This window comes from Deltaproteobacteria bacterium, assembly GCA_016709225.1.
Taxonomy (GTDB): domain Bacteria; phylum Myxococcota_A; class Polyangia; order Nannocystales; family Nannocystaceae; genus Xiheibacterium; species Xiheibacterium phototrophicum.
In genome coordinates this window covers 1,565,995-1,583,448 of the sequence record JADJEE010000001.1, presented here as the reverse complement: position 1 = coordinate 1,583,448, position 17,454 = coordinate 1,565,995, and the positions used below count along the sequence as shown (strand labels likewise).

General features: G+C 73.7%; 7 protein-coding genes. 5 read left to right on the top strand and 2 right to left on the bottom strand.

The genetic code is table 11. The features are described from left to right. The first annotated feature begins 34 nt into the window (after positions 1–34). The 3 genes from IPH07_06530 to IPH07_06520 all read left to right on the top strand — a co-directional run bounded on the left by IPH07_06530 (position 35) and on the right by IPH07_06520 (position 13,342). Positions 35–1,768: an ABC transporter substrate-binding protein gene (locus tag IPH07_06530; GenBank protein ID MBK6917038.1), complete on the top strand. Its 1,734-nt coding sequence runs from the start codon at positions 35–37 to the stop codon at positions 1,766–1,768. After that, positions 1,743–2,510, top strand: coding sequence for a 23S rRNA (guanosine(2251)-2'-O)-methyltransferase RlmB (rlmB, locus tag IPH07_06525; protein MBK6917037.1), 768 nt, complete (start codon positions 1,743–1,745; stop codon positions 2,508–2,510). The genes IPH07_06530 and rlmB overlap by 26 nt, the downstream gene beginning before the upstream one ends. A gap of 185 nt (positions 2,511–2,695) precedes the next feature. Then, positions 2,696–13,342: a tetratricopeptide repeat protein gene (locus tag IPH07_06520; protein ID MBK6917036.1), complete on the top strand. Its 10,647-nt coding sequence runs from the start codon at positions 2,696–2,698 to the stop codon at positions 13,340–13,342. A gap of 42 nt (positions 13,343–13,384) precedes the next feature. Here IPH07_06520 and IPH07_06515 read toward each other — a convergent pair whose 3' ends face one another. Together IPH07_06515 and IPH07_06510 are read right to left on the bottom strand one after the other, a co-directional pair. Beyond that, on the bottom strand, positions 13,385–14,728 hold the full coding sequence (locus IPH07_06515; GenBank protein MBK6917035.1) for a sigma 54-interacting transcriptional regulator: 1,344 nt from the start codon (positions 14,726–14,728) through the stop codon (positions 13,385–13,387). A gap of 244 nt (positions 14,729–14,972) precedes the next feature. Next, positions 14,973–15,770 carry a hypothetical protein gene (locus IPH07_06510; protein ID MBK6917034.1) on the bottom strand — a complete coding sequence of 266 codons (798 nt, stop codon included), beginning with the start codon at positions 15,768–15,770 and terminating at the stop codon, positions 14,973–14,975. Positions 15,771–15,810: 40 nt separating this feature from the next. On the opposite strand from IPH07_06510, the gene IPH07_06505 reads away from it, so the two are divergent. Together IPH07_06505 and IPH07_06500 are read left to right on the top strand one after the other, a co-directional pair. Further along, on the top strand, positions 15,811–16,254 hold the full coding sequence (locus IPH07_06505) for a hypothetical protein (protein ID MBK6917033.1): 444 nt from the start codon (positions 15,811–15,813) through the stop codon (positions 16,252–16,254). Continuing rightward, entirely contained in the window at positions 16,251–17,441 is a 1,191-nt protein-coding gene (locus tag IPH07_06500) for a hypothetical protein (protein MBK6917032.1), read from the top strand. The genes IPH07_06505 and IPH07_06500 overlap by 4 nt, the downstream gene beginning before the upstream one ends. Positions 17,442–17,454 lie beyond the last annotated feature (13 nt).

The window sequence follows — 17,454 nt, the reverse complement described above, 5'->3', positions numbered from 1 at the left end:
TGCTCCGAGCCCGCACCGCCTAAACTGGCTGGCCATGCGGGTGTTGGTTGTTCTTCGCCGCCGCCGACTGCGACGCCTCGTCGCTGCGTGGGGCACCGCTGCGCTCGTGCTCGCCTGCCGACCGGGGCACGGCCAGGGCAGCACCACCACGCCGGTGTACCTGGGCGACTTCCGCGGCAACGGGCCCACCGAGGTCGCGCCGGCCTACGCGGACGACTGGCGCGCGCTGCAGGACGCGCTCGCGCGCGATCCCGCGGCCGACGAGGTCCGCGCGGCGGCCGACCGACTGCTCGCCGCCGGTCCGCCGCTCGAGCTGCGGATGTGGGCGATCCAAGCCCGTGCACGCCACGCCTACGCGCTCGGCCACGACACCGAAGCGATCCAGATGACCGATCAGATCCTCGCGGCCGCGGCCGCGGCCGGCGACGGCTCGCCCGACGCGATCTCGGCGCTGTCGCTGTCGCGCGTGCGCTCGATGATCCGCAGCGGTGATCCGGCGCGCGGGCTGGTGCTGCTCGAGGAGCCGGCGCTGGCCCGCGAGGGCGTCGTGGTGCCGCTCGAGCGCGCGGCATTGCAGGCGATCGGGCTCGACCGCGCCGGACGACACCCCGAGGCGCTGGTCCAGTACGCGCAGTGGCGCGCGATGATCGAGACCGAGGACGCGGCGGCGGCGTTCGCCGAGCGTCGCCTCGGGGCGCTCGCGACCTCGATCGGCCGCGCCGCGGTGGCCGAGCGCGCGGGCAGCCAGCGCGGTGCGGCGCGGCAGTGCCTCGATGCGCTCGCCGGCACCGCGCCCGCCGGCGAGGTCCCGCCGTGGGTGGAGCGCTGCCGGGCCGAGCCGCTGCGCATCGGCATGCTGCTGCCGCGCACCGGCCCGCTCGCGGCGCTCGCCGACACCCAGCTGGCCGCGGCCGAGGTCGCGCTCGATCAACTCTCGGCGCGTGCACCCGGGCTGGTCGACGTGCTGTGGCAGGACTCCGGCAGCGATGCCGATGGCGCCGCCGCGGGCGCGGCCGCGCTGGTGGCTGCGGGGGCCAACGTGATCGTCGGGCCGTTGGGGGCCGCCAACGTGCGCGCGGCCAAGGCCCGCATCGGCGATGCCGCCCGCCTGGTCACCCCAGGCGAGCCGGTCGCCGAGGTCGGCGGCGCGGCGCCGTCGCTCGAGCGTCGCGTGGCCGCGCTGATCGACGTCGCGCGCAGCCACGGGGCCCAGCGCGTGGTGGTGCTGGTGCCCGACAACGGCTACGGCCGACGGGTCACCGCGGCGGCGGCCGACCGCGCCACGCAGGTCGGCTTCGCGAAGCCGAAGTCGTTCACCTACGCCGAGACGACCACCAGCTTCGCGCCGACCACCGACCCTCTGCTCGGGTCGCTGTCGCCCAAGGTCGCGATCGTCATCGGCGATCAGATCGCGCGCACCGAGCTGCTGCTGCGGCAGCTCGCCCGCGACGGCAAGGGCCCGGGGGCCAAGGGCGGGCCGCTCGTGCTCGCCACCGCCGAGGGCATCAGCGAGTCGGCGGCCAGCGTCGGCCACGAGGTGCTGGGTGGGCTGTTCGTGGCCCCGACCGCGACCGCCAGCGGTGAGGGGCAGGCGTTCGCCGAGGCCTACGCCCGGCGACAGGGCGAGCCGGCGCCGGACCACGCGCTGCTCGTGTTCCGCGCGCTCGCGCTGGCGCTCGACGGCGGCGCGCAGGCCAGCGCGCAGCCGGTCGTCATCGTACGCGTGCAGGGGGGCAAGCTCGTTGTCGAAGACGCGCCGACCGGGTGATCGCGCGGGCGCAGGCGCGGGCACGCACGTGGTCGCGGGCGAGCGCGCGATCGCGGAGCTGCTCGCGATGGCGCCCGCGCGCGTGCGTCGACTGTTGGTCGCGCCCGCGCGCGCGGAGCTGGCCGTGGTCGCGCAGGCGCGCGCGGCCGGCATCGCGATCGAGCTGGCCGATCCCCAGCGACTCGCACGGCTGGCCGACGACGGCCCTGCCAAGGGCATGGTCGCGCTCGCCGATCCGCCGCCCGTGGTCGCGCTCGACGAGCTCGTGGCCGCCGCCCTGGCGCGGCCGCGCCCGCGCCTGGTCGCGCTCGACGGTGTGGTCGACCCCCACAACAAGGGCGCGATCCTCCGCAGCGCGGAGTTCTTCGGGGTCGCGGGTGCGCTGTGGTCGAAGGATGGCAGCGCGCCGCTCTCGCCCGCCGCCGTGCGTGCGTCGGCCGGCGCGACCGAGCGCCTCGCGATGGCCGAGGTCGGCAACCTCGCCCGGGCGCTGCGGGATTGCAAGGACGAAGGCCTGTGGATCGTCGGCACGGTCGCCGAGGGCGGGCAGCCGCTGGCCGAGGCCGCACGCCCTGGGGTCCTGCCAGAGGCCCTCGTGCTCGTCTTCGGTGGCGAACACGACGGCATGCGTCGGCTGACGCGCGAGCTCTGCGACTTCCAGGTGACGATCGAGCGCAGTGGCGCGATCGCTTCGCTCAACGTCTCGGCCGCGGCCGCGGTCGTGCTCGCGGCGCTGCGGTAGCGAGGTTCGCCCCGGTGCGACCCGAGCACCAAAGCCGTTGAACCGAAACACCGCCGCCATTACGCTTTCGACCCCTACCCGAAGGCCCGCACGGTCGACGGGGCAGGGATTCGAATCCCCATGAACCACGCCGGTGCGGCGGACCGCCCAGGTCCGCGACCCGCCCGGCCCAGGATCGACGAGCCATGGCCGACGCGCGCGCTGCCCTGCTGGATCACCTCCGTGCCGATGACGACACCACCCGCGAGGCGCTCGCGGCCGCGGTCGCCGATCACGACCTCGCCGCCGCCCGCATCGCGATGAAGGACGAGCCCGCGTCGGGGCTCGCGGCCGCGCGACTGCTCGGTCGCATGATCGTCGACGGCGTCGACACCACCGAGCTGCAGGACACCGCCAAGGCGATCGCGGCCCGAGCCCCCCGCGACGACGCGGGCAACGACGTCGCGCTGGTCGCCGGCGCGTTGCTGTGGCGACGCTCCGGGCAGCCCGCGCTCGCCGAGCCGTACTTCCGTCGCGTGCGTCGCTCTGAGCCGGCCCACACCGAGGTGTTGGCGTTCTATCGCGAGCAGTTCGCCGGCGAGTCGGGCGTGGCACAGCTGATCCAGGTGCTCGTGCAGGCCCGGCGGGCCAGCAAGGACCCCGAGGCCCGCTTCGCGCTGGCGCAGGAGGTCTCGGCGCTGGCCGAGTCGCAGCCGGGCGGGATCGATCGCGCGATCGAGACCTGGCGCTCGGTGCTGCGCGAGGACGGCTACGATCCGCGGGCCTCGGCCGCGCTCGAGCGGCTCTACCGTGACAGCGGCAAGTGGACCGCGTTGGTCGAGCTGCTCAAGGAAGAGAGCGAGCGCCTCGGCGAGGGTGCCACCGCCGACGCCGCGCGCATCGACAAGCTGCTCGAGATCGCCGCGCAGTACCGCGACCGCCTCAAGCTCGACACCATGGCGCTGGCGACCCTGCAGCGCATTCTCGACGTCGATCCGTGGCATGAGGCCAGCCTCGATGCGCTCGCGCAGACCTACGCGAAGGCGGGTCGCAACAATGACCTGCTCGGGGTCTACCAGCGGCGCATCGCGGCGGCCAAGGACGCCGGCGACGAGCCGCGGCAGATCGAGCTGCTGCGCAAGGTCGCCGAGATCTGGCTCGAGCAGCTGGGCAATCCCCAGCGCGCCCTCGAGCCGCTGCAGACGCTGCTGCAGCTGTCGCCGCGCGACCAGGGCGCGCGCGGCCTGCTGGCGCGCATCCACGAGCAGCGGCGCGATTTCCGGGCCCTCATCGCGCTGCGTCGGCAGGAACTCGACGAGCGCGAGGGTGAGGCCGCGCTCGCGCTGCGCCTCGAGCTCGCACACCTCGCCGAGGAGCGACTCGGTGACCGCCGCGAGGCGATCGCCGCGTGGGGCGAGGTGCTCGAGCACCACGGCGATGAGCCGACCGCGCTGGCGGGTCTGCTGCGACTGTACGAACGCGAGTCGCGCTGGAACGACGCCGCCGAGGTGTTGCATCGCCAGCTCGCGGGTGCGCCGGTCGAGGCCGCGCCCGCGCTCTTGGCCACGCTCGGCAGCATCTACAGCGACCGTCTGCAGAGCCGCGTCGACGCGGTGCCGGTGTGGTCCGAGCTGCTGCGCCTCGAGCCCGGACACGAGCGGGCGCTGCGGCGGCTCCGCGATGCGTTCGTGGCCGACGGCGCGTGGGATCGATTGCACGAGCTGTACGAAGCGCAGGGCCGGCTGGACGATCTGGTCGAGGTGCTGCAGAGCGCCGCCGATCGCCTGGCCGCGACCGAGCCCCGCGTCGCGCTGTACCGTCGCGTGGCCAAGCTGTGCCAGGGTCCGCTCGGCCAGCCCGAGCGGGCGGTCCGGGCGCTCGAGCGCACGCTCGCAATCCAGCCCGACAACATCGAGGTCGCGCGCGAGCTGGTGCCGATCTACCGCGAGCAACGCAACTGGGCCCGCCTGCTGGGGACCTACGAGGTGCTGCTGGGCGCCGCGTCCGACGACGACGAGCGGCTTGCACTGGTCGAGTCGCTGCGGCAGGTCGCGCACGACAAGCTGGCCTCGCCGACCCTCACGCTGCAGTGGGCCGCCGAGGCCTACCGCCTGCGGCCGACCGACGCCACGCTGCGCAGCGGGCTCGAGGCGGCGGCCGAGCGCGCCGACGGCTGGGACGAGCTGAGCCGCATCTTCGAGCAGCGCATCGCCGATGCGGCGGTCGCCGATGACGAGCGCCTGGTGCTGCTCGACAAGCTGGCGGTGATCGCCCGCGACAAGCTGTCCAAGCCCGACGACGCGCAGCGCTACTACCGTCGCATCATCGCGCTCGATCCCCACGACACCGCTGCGATCGGGGCGCTCGAGTCGATCTATACGGCGACCCACCGCTGGGACGACCTCGCCGAGGTCTACCGCCGCCGACTCGAGGTCGAGCCCGCGGGCGAGGGTCGCCTGCCGACCCTGCGTCAGCTCGCGCGGCTGCAGGAGGAACAGCTCGGTGACCTCGACGCGGCGGTCTCGACCTACCGCGACATCCTCGCGATCGCGGCGCAGGACGCCGCCGCGCTCGAGTCGCTCGCCCGCATCCACCGCAACCGTGGACAGTGGTCGTCGCTGGCCGAGGTGCTGCAGCAGCAGCTCGCCCACGAGGGCGGCCGCGCGGTGCCGCTGATGTTCGAGCTGGCCGAGATCCACGCCACCCGACTGGCCGATCCCGCGGCCGCGACCGCCGGCTTCCTGGCGGTGCTCGAGCTCGAGCCCGAGCACCGCGGCGCGGTCGCAGCGCTCGAGCAGCTGCGCACCGCCGACCCGACCAGCGCGCTGGCGATCATGCGCGGGCTGCTGCCGTACTACCGCCGCGTCGAGGATCGACCGCGCGAGGCCGAGGCGATGGAGATCATCGTCGCGGCCGAGACCGATCCCGAGGTCCGTCACGGCCTGCTCGAGCAGCTCGCGGGCATCTACGAGAAGATGCCCGAGCGCCGCGTCGACGCGCTGCGGATCCGCGGCGAGCTGTTCCGCATCGATCCCCGCGAGTGGAACACGCGTCAGGTGCTCGCGCGCCTGGGCAACGACCTCGGGCGCCCACAGGACGTCGCGGCCGCCTACGCCGACGTGCTGGCCGCACTGGCCGCCGAGGCCGAGGCCGCCGAGTCCGAGGGCCGCACGCTCCCACGCGAGCGCGCGACGCTGCGCCGCGACATGCTGCTCGAGTACGCCGCGATGCTGCGCGACAAGCTGCAGCGCCCGGCCGATGCCGAGGCCGCCTACGGCGAGGTGCTCGACGCCGACGAGACCCACCAGGGCGCCTACGAGGCCAAGGAGACGCTGCTGCGCGCGCGTGGGGCCGATGCCGAGCTGCGCGAGCTGTACCGCCGCCGCGCCGACGTCTCGTTCAACCCCCGCGAACAGAAGGATCTGCTGTCGCGCATCATCGACCTCTCGCGCCATCGGCTGGCCGATCCTGCACGCGCCATCGCGACCGCCGAGGAGCTGCTCGATCTGATCCCCGACGACGTTCCGACCATCGAGCTGCTCGCCGAGATGTACGAGCACAGCACCGAGCGCGGCGATCGCATCAAGCTCGAGGAGACCCTCGGGCGCTGGGCCGAGCTCGAGCGCGACTCGGCCCGCGCGCGCGCGCTGCAGGTGCGCCGCGCGACGCTGCGGATGCAGGACCTCGGCGATGCCTTCGGCGCCACCGATCTGCTGGGTCAGGTGCTGGGCGAGGATCCCGACGACGAGCGCGCACGCGGCCTGCTCGAGGAGCTGCTCGGGGTCGCCGAGGTGCAGCTGCAGGCGGCCGCGTTGCTCGAGCCGGTCTACGTGCGACGGCGCGATCACGCCGGCCGCATCCGCGTGCTCTCGGTGCGCCGCGAACATGCCGAGCAGCAGGGCAGCCTCGACCAAGCCATCACGCAGCTGGTCGAGATCGCCCGCGTGCGCGAGCACGACCTCGCCGACGCCGGCGGTGCGTTCGCGACGCTGCGCGAGGCCTACGCGATGGACGTGCGCCGCGCGGACACCCGCGCCGAGGTCGAACGCTTGGGGCTGTCGCTGTCGCGCCCACTCGAGCTGGTCGAGACCTGGCGGCAGGCGCTCGCCCAGGCCGGCGGCGACCGTGCGCTCGCCATCGATCTGACCCGACGGCTCGCCGAGCTCGCCGACGGCAAGCTCCACGACGCCGAGGCGGCCCGTGCCGCGTGGTCCGACCTGCTCGCCCTCGAGCCCGACGACGTTGCGCTGGCCAAGCGCGCCGTCGAGGCGTTGTGCCGGCTGCACCTCGAGGCCGGCGACGGCCCGGCGTTGGTCGAGGCCAAGCGCGCGCTCCTGCGGTTCTCGTCCGACACGGCGACCCACGTGGCGGTGCGACTCGAAATCGCCGAGATCCAGGAGCAGCTGGGCGACCGCGTCGGCGCGGCCATCACCTACTCCGAGGTGCTCGATCTGCAGCCCGGCAATCTCCCTGGCCTCGACGCACTCGAGCGGCTGTTCCTCGAGGAGCAGGAGTGGGAGCGACTGTGCGAGGTGCTCGAGCATCGCGTCGGCGTCATCACCGAGGTGAAGACCCGCGCGCAGATCTTCCGCCAGATCGGCGAGATCCAGCGCGACCAGCTGCAGGACCAGCAGCGCGCCCTGTGGGCATTCCAGTCGATCCTCGATCTGAAGCCCGGCCGCGAGGAGAACATCTTCGCGCTGTCGGCCCTGGTCGCGATCAACGAGCGGCTCGAGCGGTGGGCCGACGTCGACGACGGCCTGCGGCGGCTCATCACGCTGGCCGACAGCGATCCGGTGCGCGTCGAGCTGTTGACGCGCACGGCGGTGGTGGTGGGGCAGCGGCTCGGTCGCGGGCAGGACGCGCTCGATCTGCTCAAGCGCGTGCTCGATCTCTCGCCGACCCACGCGGCCGCCCGCCGCGAGGTCACGCGCTACCTCGAGGTCGACGACACCCGCGAACGCGCCATCCGCATCCTGCTGCCGCTGTACGAGGCCGAGCAGAACTGGCCGGAGCTGCTCGCGCTCGAGGAGCTGCAGGCCCGCAAGCAGCCCTCGGGCCGGCGGCGCCTGGCGGCGCTGCTGCGCGTGGCCAAGACCCAGCAGGAGCGCATCGGCGATCCCGATCGCGCGTTCGCGGTGCTGTGCGAGGCCATGGCGGAGGCCGCCGACCAGCCCGAGCTCACCGAGATCCTCGCCAAGGTCGAGGCGCTGGGGGCCGAGGCCGCACGCGCGCAAGGGCTGCTCGACGCCTACGCGGCGACGGTCGACCACATCCTCGAGGCCGAGCTGCAGCAGCGCGTGCTGCGGTCGATGGGGCAGGTCGCGCTCGATCGGCTCGGCAAGCTCGACGAGGCCCGCAGCGCCTACGAGCGCGTGCTCGCGCTGGCGCCGGGCGACGCCGAGGCCGCCGATGCGCTCGAGCGCATCTACCTGCATCAAGGCGAGCACGAGTCGCTCGCGAACCTGTTGGCCGCGCGGGCCGACCGCGCCAGCGACGTCGAGCTGCGCGACCGCTACCTCGTGCGCGCCGCCGAGCTCACCCGCGTGCAGCTCGAGCGCCCGGAGGACGCGATCGCCCTCTACGAGCGACTGTCGGCGGGTGGCCTCGCCGCGCCCGAGGTGCAGGCCGCCCTCGAGCCGTTGTACGAGGCCGCCGGTCGCTGGCGCGAGCTCGCCGCCCACCTCGGTCGCAAGCTCGCCGGCCAGAGCGGCCGCGCGGCGGTCGACACCCACCTGCGGTTGGGCCGCCTGCTCGGCGAGAAGCTCGACGACGCCGAGGCCGGCATCCGGCACCTGAGCACGGCCCTGCGACTCGACCCCGAGCACGCGCGCGCGACCGCGGAGCTCGGCCGCTACCTCGAAGACCCGAGCATGCGTGGGCGCGTGGCCGAGATGCTCGAGCCGGTGTTCGCCGCCGTCGCCGACTGGCCGCGGCTCATCCAGGTGCAGGAGATCCGACTGGCGGAGGCCCAGGACGACGCCGCGCGAAGCAAGCTGTTGCTGCGCATCGCGCAGATCGAAGAGGAGCAGCTCGAGGATCTCGATCGCGCGTTCGAGAGCTACACGCGGCTGTTCCGCGAGCAGCCCGAGAACCGCTACGTCCGTGATCAGCTGGCGCGCCTCGCCGGCGTGCTCGGCGAGACGCCCCGCTACGCCGAGCTGCTGACCGGGCACGTCGACGAGCACCGTGACGACGACGGTGACGACACCCTCGCGATCGTGCGCGAGGCCGCCGAGCTGTGGGCCGGGACCCTGCGCCAGCCGCTGCGCGCGGTGCCGCTGCTGCAGCGGCTGTTCGACGCGCGCCCCGAGCAGGGCCACGTGTTCGGCCAGCTCGAGGTCGCGCTCACCCAGGGCGAGGCCTGGCGTGATCTCGCCGACCTCTACTGGCGCGAGGTCGATCGCAACCCGCTCGAGGAGCGGCAGCTCGAGCTGCTGCGCAAGCTCGCGACCCTGGCCCAGGAGCTGCTCGAGGACCCCGCCGAGGCCGCGCGCGCGTACCAGCGCATGCTCGAGATCCGGCCCGACTACGAGCTCGGGCGCAGTCGCCTCGAGCAGATCCTCGGCGACACCGGCCGCCATGCCGAGCTGCTCGACGCCCTGAGGGACCGCATCGCGCGGACACCCGACGCCGAGGACCGCAACCGCGTCGCGCTGCGCATCGCGCAGCTGCAGGACGGACCGCTCGATGACGGCGACGGCGCGGTCGATACCCTGGAGAACATGCTCGCCGAGGTGCCGGGCGATCGCGACGCGGTCGCGATGCTCGAGCGCGTGGCCCAGGTCCGCAGTGCCACGCGCCCACGCGTGCTGGCGATCCTGCGCCCGATCTACGAGCAGGCCGGCAACACCCGTCGGCTGGTCGAGATCGACGAGTGGCAGCTGGCCCATACCGCCGATCCGCACGCGCGGCACGAGCTCTACTTCGAGCTCGCGGCGCTGCAGCAGCGCTCGCAGGACACCCACGACGCGGCGCTCGGGGCCCTGCTGCGCGCGCTCGCGGAGCCCGGTCCCAGCGAGTCGCTGGTGCGGCTCGATGCCGAGGCGCGTCGCCTGGCGGCCGCGCTCGAGCAGGAGTCGCGCCTTGCCGATGCGTTGGTCGCTGCGGCCGGGGCCGAGGCACTCGCGGCCGATCCCGACCGGCGGGTCTCGCTGCTGGTGTGGGCGGCACGGCTGCGCAATGGCCTCGCCGAGCCGGCCGCGGCGATCGAGCAGCTGCGCGCGGCGCTGGAGCTCGATCCCGAGGAGCCCGAGGCGCTCGCGCTGCTCGACGTCACCTCGACCCAGACCGGCGATCACGTCGGGTTGGTCGACGTGCTGGCGCGTCGCGTCGCGCTGGCGACCGACGATCACGAGCGCATCTCGCTGCTGCGCCGTCGCGCGCTGCTGCAGGACGACACCCTCGAGCGCAGCGACGACGCGCTGGCGAGCTGGGTGTCGTTGCTCGAGCTGGCGCCAGGCGACCGCGAGGCGCTCGGTCGACTCGCGCGGACCTACGCCCGCAGTGGTCGCACCGCCGAGCTGATCGACGTCATCGAGCGTCAGGTCGAGGTCGCCGACGTCGGCGTCGAGCGTCGCGCGCTGCGCCTCGAGCTGGCCGCGCTGCACCGCGGTCGCGGCGATCGCAGCGCGGAGATCGACGTGTTGCAGGCCCTGCTGGGGGAGACCGGCGACGACGTCGAGGCGCTGGCCCTGCTGGGCGAGGCGTTGCTCGCCGAGTCGCGACACGGCGAGGCGGTCGATGTGCTCGAGCGTCGCGCCGAGCTGGCCCGCAGCGAGGCCGAGCGGGCCGCGCTGCTGCTCGACGTCGCGCGCCTGCAGGCCGGCCCCATCGGCGACGTGCCGGCGGCGCTCTCCGCCTACGAGCAGGTCTTCGCGCTGCTGCCGGCCTCGAACGGTGCGCTGGTGGACGTCGCTGCGATCGCGGCCACGGAGGCCCACCACGACGCCGCCGCGGCGCTGGTGATCCCGAGGCTGGAGGCCGCGGCGCGGTGGACCGAGCTCGCGGTGGTGCGGACCCACCGCGTCGAGTTCGCCCACGACCCCGCCGAGAAGGCCGAGGCCCTGCGCGCGCTGGCGCGGCTGCGGCTCGAGCGGCTCGAGGACCCCCACGGTGCGCTGGCCGCCACGGTCGCGCAGCTCGACGTCGTCGACGACGACGCGCTGCCCGAGGTGCTCGAGCATGGCGGTCGCCTCGCGGTGCAGCTCGGGGCCGGCTCCGAGCACGTCGACATGCTGCAGGCCAAGGCCGCCGAGGCCGGGCGCTCGGCGTCGGTGGTGGCGGCGATGTCGATCTACGCCGCGCAGCTGTGCGAGGAGATCCTCGGCGAGGCCGGCCGCGCGTTGACGCTGCTGATGCCGCTGGTGGAGCAGGGCGCGGCCAGCTCGGCGGTGTGCGCCCGCACCGAGCGGTTGGCCCGCAAGGTCGGCGATGGCGACGCGCTGCGGCGCGTGCTCGTGGAGACCGCCCGTCAGGCCGCCGCCGATGGTGACCGTGCGGCGGCGTTGGTGCGGCTGGGCGACGTGCTGGTGGGCCAGGGCGATCGCGCCGGCGCGCTCGAGGCCTTCGGCGACGCGTTCGAGCTGCAGCGCGGCCGCGATGCGCTGGGTGGGCTCGAGCAGCTGTTCGCGAGCAGCGAGACCCCGGAGCCGGCGCTGCTGGACGCGCTCGAGGCGGCGTACACCGCCAACGCCGACACCGTCGGCATCACCCGCGTGGTGCAGTCACGCCTGCGCGGCGCCGAGGGCAGCGAGCGGGCGCGGCTGCTCGAGCAGCTGGCGACCGCCCACGAGCAGGCCGGCGACGGCGCCGGAGCGCTGGCCACGTGGGGCGAGCTGCTCGCGATCGATCCCGACTCGCAGACCGTCGCCGATCGGGTCTTCGCGCTCGGCCGCGGCGCGTTGGCGTCCCACGCCGGTGCGATGTTGGTGCAGGCGATCGCGGCCGGTCGTGGCCGTGGCGCGCTGCCGCTGCAGCTCGCGCTGCGCACGGCCGCGTTCCAGCTCGAGACCCTGCACGAGCCCGGGGTTGCACTGCAGCTCGCCGACGACCTCATCGCCGCGGATCCCGATCGCGGCGACGCGATCGAGCTGGGCCTCCAGGCCGCGCGGGGGGCCGGCCGCGCCGATGCGCTGCACCGCTGGCTATGCCGCGCCGCCGAGCTCGAGGCCGACCCCCAGCGCCAGGCGGCGTTGTGGCACGAGGCCTCCAACGTGGCCCAGAGCCAGCTGCACGACGTGCCGCTGGCGCTCGAGGCCCTGCAACGGGCGCTCGACGCCGACGAGCACGACGCGCGGGGCTGGCAGCGCCTGCTCGGGTTGCTCGGCGAGCAGGACGACGTGCGCGCGCTGGTCGACGCACTCGGACGTCGCATCGTGATCAGCCCCGACGGCGACGAGCGTCGCGCGCTGCGGCTGCGGCTCGCACGCGTGCACGTCGATCGCCTCGATGCGCCCGACGACGCCGTCGCCGTGCTCGAGGAGGCCATCGCCGACGACCCCGACGATCGCGAGGCACTCGAGGAACTCGACGTGCTGCTGCGCCGGCTCGGCCGCTGGAACGACGTGCGCGACAACCTCGAGCGCAAGCTGGTCGCCGCCGAGGGTGGCGACCGTGTGCTCGTGCTCGAGCAGCTCGCGCGCATCGCCGAGGACCGCCTGGGCGATCCGATCGACGCGATCGAGCGCCTGCAGCAGCTGCTCACCGAGCAGCCGGGGCACGCGGGGGCCGAGGTCGCGCTCGAGCGGCTGCTCGAGAAGGAGGAGCGCTTTGCGGAGCTCTCGCATCTGTTGAGCGACCGCATGGACCGCGCGAAGTCCCGTGGCGACCTCGACGGCTACCGCGCCAACGCCTCGCGGCTGGCGGAGCTGCTGGCCGAGCACCTCGGCGATGCCGAGCGTGCGCAGGAGATCCTCGACGAGATGCTCGAGCTCGATCCGGGCTATGTGCCGGGCCTGCTGGCGCTCGCGGCGGTCTACGAGGCCCGCGGCGACGAAGGGGCCATGCGCATCACGCTGCAGCGCGCCGTCGACTGCAAGCCGCAGGGCTCCATCGGGGCCCAGCTGCACCTGCGGCTGGCCAAGGCCGCGGGCAGTGATGCCGACGCGCGGCGCGAGCACCTGCGCTCGGCTTGGGCGCTCGACCCCGACAACCGCGTGGTCGCCGACGAGCTGTTGGCGTTGGCGCGCAAGGAGCAGCGCTGGTCCGACGTGGTCGAGCTGCTCGCCCAGATCGAGCGCGGCGCCACCGACGACGCCGCGCGTCGCGAGCTCGCGCTGGAGCGCATCGACCTGTTGCTCGAGCGGCTCGATGCGCCCGACGCCGCGCTCAAGGCCCTGGCGCCGATCTACCAGCAGGTCCAGGACGACCCCGAGATCAACCGTCGCATCGCGGGCTCGTTGTTCGCGGCGGAGCGCTTCGACGAGGCCGAGGGCATGTACAACTGGCTGCTCGAGATGGGCCGTCGTGGCAAGCGCAGCAAGATCATCGCCGGCTATCTGACGCGTCTGGCGCAGATCGAGCTGCGACGCGAGAACCGCGAGCGCGCGCGCGAGTACCTGCAGGAGGCCTACCGCGTCGACACCACCAACGTCGAGACGCTGATGACGCTGGGCGCGGTGCACGAGAGCGAGCGCGAGTGGCGAGAGGCGCTCAAGATCTACCGCACCATGCTGCTGCAGAACGCCGACCAGTCGGGGCTGCTGCGCCGCGGCGACATCTACATCGGGCTCGCGCGCGCCCACGTGATGCTGTCCGAGACGCCCAAGGCCAAGGCGATGCTGCGGCGCGGCCTCGAGGAGGACGCCGAGCACCCCGAGCTCAGCCGCGAGCTGGCGGCGCTCGGTGACTAGCGGCTGACGCACCGGGCGGCAGGGCAGGGCCGCGCGGACGCGCTACTGGATCGCGCGGAAGCTCTCGGGTCGCAGGGCGAAGCGCTCGAGCCAGCGCTGGATCTGCTGCGGCGTGCGGTTCATGTCGCGGGCGATGCGATCGGAGTCGCCGCCGGCGCGTGACAGCTGCCGCACGAGCTCGTCGCGCAGCGCACGGACCTCGTCGGGGTTCTCCGGCAGGCCGTCGTCCTGCTCGAGCACCTCGGCCAGGGCGTCGGCCGTGAGCGTGCCGTCGCCGGAGGCCAACAGCGCCGCCGTCGACAGCGTCTGCCGCAGCTGTCGCACGTTGAACGGCCACGCGCACCGCAGCAGGCGGCGAAACGCGTTGGAGGTGATGCGGGTCGGCCGACCTTCGCGCTGCAGGTCCTGCACGAACGCCCGCACCAGCAGCCCGAGGTCCTCGCGGCGCGATCGCAGCGGCGGCAGCTCGGCGACGAAGCCGGCGATGCGCGAGTAGAGCTCGGGCCGAAAGCGACCCTCCTCGACCATGCGCGAGAGGTCCTGCAGCGTGCTCGCGATGATGCGCACGTCGAAGCTGCGCTGGGTGAGTTCGTCGCCGACGCGGCCGGCGCGGCCCTCGGTCAGCGCCACCAGCAGCTTGGCCTGCACCCGCGGCGACAACTCGGCCAGCTCGTCGAGGAACAGCGTGCCGCCGTTGGCCTCTTCGAACAAGCCCGGGCGGCCGTGCTCGCCGAACAGCACCTGCTCGAGTCGGGCCTCGGACAGCGCGCCGAGGTTGGCGATCACCAGCGGGCCCGCGCGGCCGCTGACGTTGTGGATCGCGCGGGCGAGGAACTCCTTGCCGGTGCCGGTCTCACCGCGGAGCACGATCGGGATCGAGCTCTTGGCCAGCCGGTGCAGCGTACGCAGGATGTGGTGCAGGTGCGGGCTCGCGGTCCCGGTCGCATCGATCTCGGTGAGTCGGGCGCTGCCGAGCTTGCGTAGGCCCATCTCGCGAACCATCCAGAACGATCGCCCGATCTCGAACACCTCGCCGGGTCGCAGGCGGACCGCGCCGGTGATGCGCTCCGGTCCGACCATGGTGCCGTTGCGACTGCCGAGGTCGCGCAGCGTGAAGCGACCGTCGTCCGAGACCAGCAGCTCGGCGTGCTCACCGCTGACCCAGCCGAACGGGATGCCCACCCGCAGGGTGGTGCCCGACTCTTCGAGCGAGAGGCCGTCGGCGCCCTCGTCGCGACCGAAGCGGACGATGTTGAACCCGTCGAGCTGGCAGATCCGGCCGGCCGACGCGAAGTTGTCCTCGGGCGAGCCGATGCCGATGAGCCAGGCCCGGGGTCGGGCGGCCTCCTCGTCCCGTGGCTCGTCTTCGACGAGGGTGTCGTTCATGGGCGTGCGCGTCATCGATGTGGGGGGCGTGCCGGCGCGTGCACCCCACCTCGGGGCAAGGCGGGTGCGAACGGCAGAGCGCGCACCGCAGCATCGTAGAGAAGCGGCCGCGGGAAGTCCACCCTCGTGCGTTGCCGACAGCGCACGCGCGCACGCGTGTGGGCAAGTGTGCCGCGTCGTCGCTGCGATCGCTTGGCCACGCGAACGCCCTCGCCGAGGCGCGAGCGCGTGAGCCCCCCATCCGCTACATGCCGCCCTGCTTGCGCGCAGCCGACTCCGACACGCAGTCGTTGTCGATGCGCCCGTCGCAGTCGTCGTCCTGCTTGTTGCAGATCTCGGCGCCGGGCTGGATGTTCTGCACGCAGCGGGTCTGACCGTTGACGCACTTGTTGGTGCCCGCCTGGCACACGCCCGACTTGCCGGTGGTGCACGCCTGGGCGTCGACGGGAACGCTGTCCTCGTCGGTCTCGCCGTCGCAGTCGTCGTCGATCGCGTTGCAGGTCTCGGCCTGGGGCCGGACCACCTTGGCGTCGCAGGTCGATTCCTTGCCGTCGGCGCTGCAGTGCCACACGCCCTGGGTGCGGCACGCCCCCTTGGCCCCCTTGAAGAAGCACAGCGCACCGTCGCGCTCGAAGCCGTTGTCGACGATGCCGTCGCAGTCGTCATCGTTGCGGTTGCAGCTCTCGGTCGCCGGCAACACCTGGCCGCTGCACTCGCCCCACTGGCCCGCGCCGTCGCAGGTGCGGGTGCCGGCCTTGCAGGCGCCGCGCCCCGACGTGCCCTTGGGCCCGGTGTAGCAGGCCTCGCTGACACGCTCGTGGCAGGTCGGCCCGCCCTCGGCGAGCTCCTGCTCGCGCAGACGCTTCTCCAGCACTTGATCCGAGGTCGCGCAGCCCAACGCGGTCACGAACCCCGCGACGAGCCCACAGGCGATCGAGGCGGCGAGCGAGAGCCCACGCGCCCGGATCCCACGGCCGGGCCCGTCCGCCTGCACTCGCGCTGGGATGGGGTGGTGGCCGCAGTTGCGGTCGGTCACGAGCATGGCGCGAGGATACACCGCTTTGCTATGTTGGACGCCGCTCATGTCGCTGCTCGGCAAGGTCTATCTGGGCGTGAGCCTGGTGTTGCTGTTGATCGGCGTGGCGTGGGCGAGCAACACCCTGCAGGCCAACGCTGCGTGGGTCGAGATCGTGCTCGCGGTGCCGCGGCTCGATCTGCTCGAGCCGCTGGCGCGGATCCGCTACGAGGTGAACCTCGCGGTGCTGCTCGCGGGCTGGGTGATCGCGGTCGCGTTGGTCGGTGTGCTGGCGATCCGGGCGCCGTTTCGCATCCGCGGTGCTGCGGTGACCCAGCGGCGCATCCGCGAGCTCGAGCGCGAGGTGCTCGAGCTGCGCACGCTGCCGCTTCGACAGCACGAGGAGGACGAGATCCTCGCCGCCGAAGCCCACGTCGACGCGGGCACGCGCAAGGTGATGACCGAGCAGCTGCGCAACCCCGAGGATGAGCGCGAGGAGGGCGGTCGATGATCACGCTGCTGGTCGCGTTGCTGACCGCACTCGCGGGCTTTGCCGGGGGCTGGGTGCTGGCCGCGCCCAAGCGCCGTGCGCTCGACAGTCTCGCCAAGCGTTCGCGCGTGCTCTACGAGCTCGCCGAGGGCGATCTCGAGAACGTCGCGCTCGAGCTCGAGCAGGTCGCGGAGACCGAACCCGGCGACGCGACCGTGTTCCTGGCGCTGGCCGCCCTCGACCGCCGACGCGGTCGCATCGAGCGCGCCAAGGCCATCCACCGCACCGTGCTGGCCTCGGCGACGCTGCCGCCCGAGCAGCGCGTGGCGGCACTGGTCGGTCTCGGTCGCGATCTGCTCGCGCAGGGCAACGAGCGCAGCGCGGTCGGAGCGTTGGTGCGGGCGATCAGTCTCGCGCCGCGCTCGGTCGCGACCCTCGAGTCGCTGGCGGTCGCGCTCGAGCACGCCGGCGCGTGGGAGCGGGCGGCCGCCGCGTGGGAGCGTCACGAGAAGCTGGTCGAAGGTCGACGTCGTCGCGACAGTCGCATCGGCCGCGGCCACGCGCTGGCGGGGCAGGCCGCGGTCGCGCTCGCCGAGGGCGACGACCGCAAGGCCCGCAAGCTCGCCGAGCGTGCCGTCGAGCTGGCCGGCGATAGCGGCCACGTGTGGGTCACCCGCGCGCGCATCGAGTCGGCCGCCGGTGATCGCCAGCTCGCACTCGAGGCGTGGCAGCGCGCGTGGGAGGCCAGCCCCGCGGGGGCCCACACCATCGTGCCCGAGGCCTGGCGTTGGGCCACGGAGCACGGCCCGGTCGAGGATCTGCTCGAGCGCATGCTCGCGACCCTGCGAGCCACCGCGTCGACCGAGCTGGTGTGCGCGCTGGCCGAGTACGTCGCGCGCCAGCACCCCGAGCACGCCGCCGCGGCGCTCGAGCGCGTCGCCGCCAGCAGTGCCGCCGCGACGCTCGCGTTGGTGCGGCAGCGGCTCGCCCGCGGCCAGCGTGATGCGGCCCGCGACGCCGCCATGCGCGACGTTGATGCACCCGCGCTGGTTTGCGGCCGCTGCGGCGCCCATGCGCCGCGCTTTCGCTACCGCTGCGATCACTGCGGCGCGTGGGACAGCTTCTCGATCCAGGGCACCACCCGCGCAGGCCTGCAGACCCAGGTCGCGCCCCGGGCCGGCCTGCGGGCCCCCGATGCCCGCGCCTGACCACCTCCGACAC

What these genes read in the sequence shown, in the direction of transcription:
- IPH07_06530 (MBK6917038.1), top strand. Translation starts at nt 35, where the DNA reads ATGCGGGTGTTGGTTGTTCTTCGCCGCCGCCGACTGCGACGCCTCGTC.
- IPH07_06520 (MBK6917036.1), top strand. Translation starts at nt 2,696, where the DNA reads ATGGCCGACGCGCGCGCTGCCCTGCTGGATCACCTCCGTGCCGATGAC.
- IPH07_06515 (MBK6917035.1), bottom strand. Translation starts at nt 14,728, where the DNA reads ATGAACGACACCCTCGTCGAAGACGAGCCACGGGACGAGGAGGCCGCC.
- IPH07_06510 (MBK6917034.1), bottom strand. Translation starts at nt 15,770, where the DNA reads ATGCTCGTGACCGACCGCAACTGCGGCCACCACCCCATCCCAGCGCGA.
- IPH07_06505 (MBK6917033.1), top strand. Translation starts at nt 15,811, where the DNA reads ATGTCGCTGCTCGGCAAGGTCTATCTGGGCGTGAGCCTGGTGTTGCTG.
- IPH07_06500 (MBK6917032.1), top strand. Translation starts at nt 16,251, where the DNA reads ATGATCACGCTGCTGGTCGCGTTGCTGACCGCACTCGCGGGCTTTGCC.